Source organism: Tsukamurella strandjordii (assembly GCF_039525985.1).
GTDB classification, from domain to species: Bacteria; Actinomycetota; Actinomycetes; order Mycobacteriales; family Mycobacteriaceae; genus Tsukamurella; species Tsukamurella strandjordii.
The window spans coordinates 1-2,907 of the sequence record NZ_BAAAII010000014.1 but is presented as its reverse complement, the minus strand read 5'-3'; the positions used below and the strand labels follow the sequence as shown (position 1 = coordinate 2,907).

General features: G+C 66.0%; 3 protein-coding genes. All 3 read right to left on the bottom strand.

Features of this window, described 5'->3' with window-relative positions; genetic code table 11:
* On the bottom strand, window positions 1-227 hold a 227-nt coding region (locus tag ABD108_RS20850), incomplete at its 3' end, for a hypothetical protein (protein ID WP_343931288.1).
* Window positions 228-475: 248 nt separating this feature from the next.
* Window positions 476-1,903 (bottom strand): hypothetical protein, encoded by a 1,428-nt coding sequence (locus ABD108_RS20845; protein ID WP_343931287.1) that lies wholly within the window; start codon window positions 1,901-1,903, stop codon window positions 476-478.
* A gap of 153 nt (window positions 1,904-2,056) precedes the next feature.
* On the bottom strand, window positions 2,057-2,767 hold the full coding sequence (locus tag ABD108_RS20840) for an MspA family porin (protein WP_220658064.1): 711 nt from the start codon (window positions 2,765-2,767) through the stop codon (window positions 2,057-2,059).
* Between the last annotated feature and the right edge of the window lie 140 nt (window positions 2,768-2,907).

Below are 2,907 nucleotides of genomic sequence, written 5' to 3'. Positions count from 1 at the left end.
ACCACCGACCAACCATCCGGCGCCGGAACAACCCGCTCACCACTCGGCAGCGGACCCGCGCTCGCCGCGGGCGCCGAGAGCACCGCGACCGCGGCCGTCGCGGCGAGTACGCCGCCTGTCTTCCATCCGGCGATTCTCAAAACCGTCTCCACCTCACCTGTTAGTACCGGATCCCTCACGTCCGGATTACCCACGGGCGGCGGTGACGAATGGATGTCGCCGAGCACGGCGACTGCGCTTCGCCGGGCGATCCACCGATGCGCGCAGGTCGTGCGGCACCGTCACCTCAACACTGTGGGTGAGGCGAAACTTAACACAAGAGAGGTGTGAGCCCGGACACTTTGCGATGTGAAACACGGGCGTATCTGAACCACTTGCCGCAGCTCCGCCCGGGATTTCCCGGACGGATGTCCCACAAATTAACGAGCAGCGCACACCCGGAGCGGGTATGCGCTGCTCGTTTGCTGATATCGGATCAGTTCTTCGTGGACTCCGACGACGATCCACTCGCGGAGGAAGACGAATCGGACGAGGAACTCGACGAGCCCGTGCTCTGCGAGCTCGACGACGAGCCGGTCGACTTCTCGGAGGCCGAACCCGCCTTCTCGGTGGACCCCGCCGAGGCACCCGCATCGCTCGTCGCGCCGGCGGTGGAGCCGGACGTCGCAGACTCCGAGGCCTTCGTCTCCGAGGTCTTGGTGTCCGGGGTCTTGGTCTCCGGGGTCTTGGTCTCGGGGGTCTTCGTCTCCGGCGTCTTCGTCTCCGGCGTCTTCGTCTCCGGCGTCTTCGTCTCCGGCGTCTTCGTCTCCGGCGTCTTGATCTCGGGGGCCTTCGTCTCCGGGGCCGTCGTCTCGGGGGCCGTCGTCTCGGGAGCCTTGGTCGCCGGGGAGGCGGCCTTCGTGTCGACCGCGACGGCCCCGCTCTTTGCCGCGTTATCAGCGGCCGACGTGGAGACAGCCGTGACATCCGCGCTCGCCGGAGCCACCGAGCTCACGGTGTCGACCGACTTCGCCGTTGCCGCAGCCGGCTTCGGCGTGAGGTCCGCGATCAGCTTATTGATGGAGGTGGTCGCCGAGGTAACGATACTGACCGGAAGGGCGACTACCGCGGAAATGGAGTCGCTGATCGCCTTGACGATCAGGTTGGGCACATCGCCCCACTGGCCCTTGATGATCGCGTTGGGGATGGACGACTGGAGGCCGTAGATGTTCGTGTAGACCTTGACGCCCGTCTGGAAGGTCGCCCACGCCGCTTGCACCGGGAGGCCGAGCACGTTCAGGCCGTCGGTGATGACGTCCGGCACGGTGACCTTAGGAAGTTCAGCGGTCGGTGCGGTCGGTGCGGCCGGCGCCGTCGCCGTTGCGGGGGTCTCTGCCTTCTTGGGACCAGCACCCGTCGCGATCCAGGTCAGAGAGTCATTGATCGCGCCGGTGAACAGCGACGGAATCTGACCGAACTGGCCCTTGAGGAGGGCATCGGGGATCGTATTGAGAGCCTTGTACCAAACCGTGTAGATGCCGTTGGCGGTCTGCACGACCCGCCACACGAGGGCGACGGGCAAGCCTGCGATGTTGAGCGCATCGGTGACTTCCTTCGGAACATCAGGAAGCGCGATCGGAGTCGGCGCCGGCGCGTCGGCGGCAGCCTTCTGCACAGAAGGCGCCTGGCCTGCCTGATCGGTGACGACGACGAGCGGTGCCAGTCTTACGCTCTGCGCAGCTGCACCAGTCGTGGCCGCAACGTTCTTGATGACGGCGGCAGGTGTTACAGCGGCGGGTGCCGCCTGAGCGGACAGCGCGACAGCCGCAGGCGCGGCGGTCTGTGCAACGGCGCCCGAGACGGGGAGCGCGGCGACGGCGGCCGCGGCGACGATGGCGGTGATGGAGCTGGCCTTGCGATTCATTTCAGGTTCCCTCACAGGGTCGAATGCGAATGCAGCGCCGCTGAAGTCGCGCAAACAGCCGGTGGACGCCAGGCCCGGCCATCAGGAGATGGTATTGCAAATCCGTGGGTGGCGGTGCCCATTGGACACCGCCACCACGGTCAGATCAGTGAATCAGCCGAGCGTGAAGGGCTTACCCCAGAGGATCACGTAGCCCTCGGTGTTCCCCACCTTGGCCTTGACCTTGGCGAAGAACTTCGCCTGAGCGTAACCGGCACAGCCGTCCACACCGATGGTCTGATCCTGGAAGCTCAGCGACCCGTTCGCGCCGGTGAACTTGAACCCGGTGCTCGGCTCCGCCCAGTCGGGCGAGACCTCGTCGCCCGGGGAGGGCCAGGTAGCGCGGTCGTAGGTCAGCATCTGCGTACCGATGCTGCCGGCAGCGAGCTTCAGGCTGCCACCAGTCGAACCCGACACCGAAGGCGCACCGACGTAGCCGGTGCTGTCGACGACATTGCCGTTCTTGTCGTTGATCCCCGCCTTGGCACCGAGGTTGACCTGAGCAGCGCCCACGTCGACCTGGCAACCCACGGCGTACCCGGCTGCGATCGAGCCGCCACTCGCACCCTTGCCGTCGATCTTCGCGGACACATTGCCCGACACCCACGCGTTGCGGGTGGTGGGCAGGGCGACCATGCCCGGCGACAGACGCGCCGAGTGATCCTTGACGGTCACGGTGATGTTGGCATCGCCCACCTTCTGCGTGGTGGTCGAAACGCCAAGCGGGATAAACGTATCGGCGTTGGCTGCACCCGTGGAGAGGGCACCCAGCGCCACGCCCGCGGCGGCCGCCACAGCGGCACCGCGGATCGCGATCTTCTTCATATCCATCCTTCGGAGAATGCCGCCCCACAGGGCGAGCAAGAGAGTCGATCAGGTCAGCGCGAGTGCGCGATCAGCCCAGCGAGAAGGGGGCGCCGTACAGGAAACCCTGAATACGATTGCCACCCTTGATCTCCACCCAG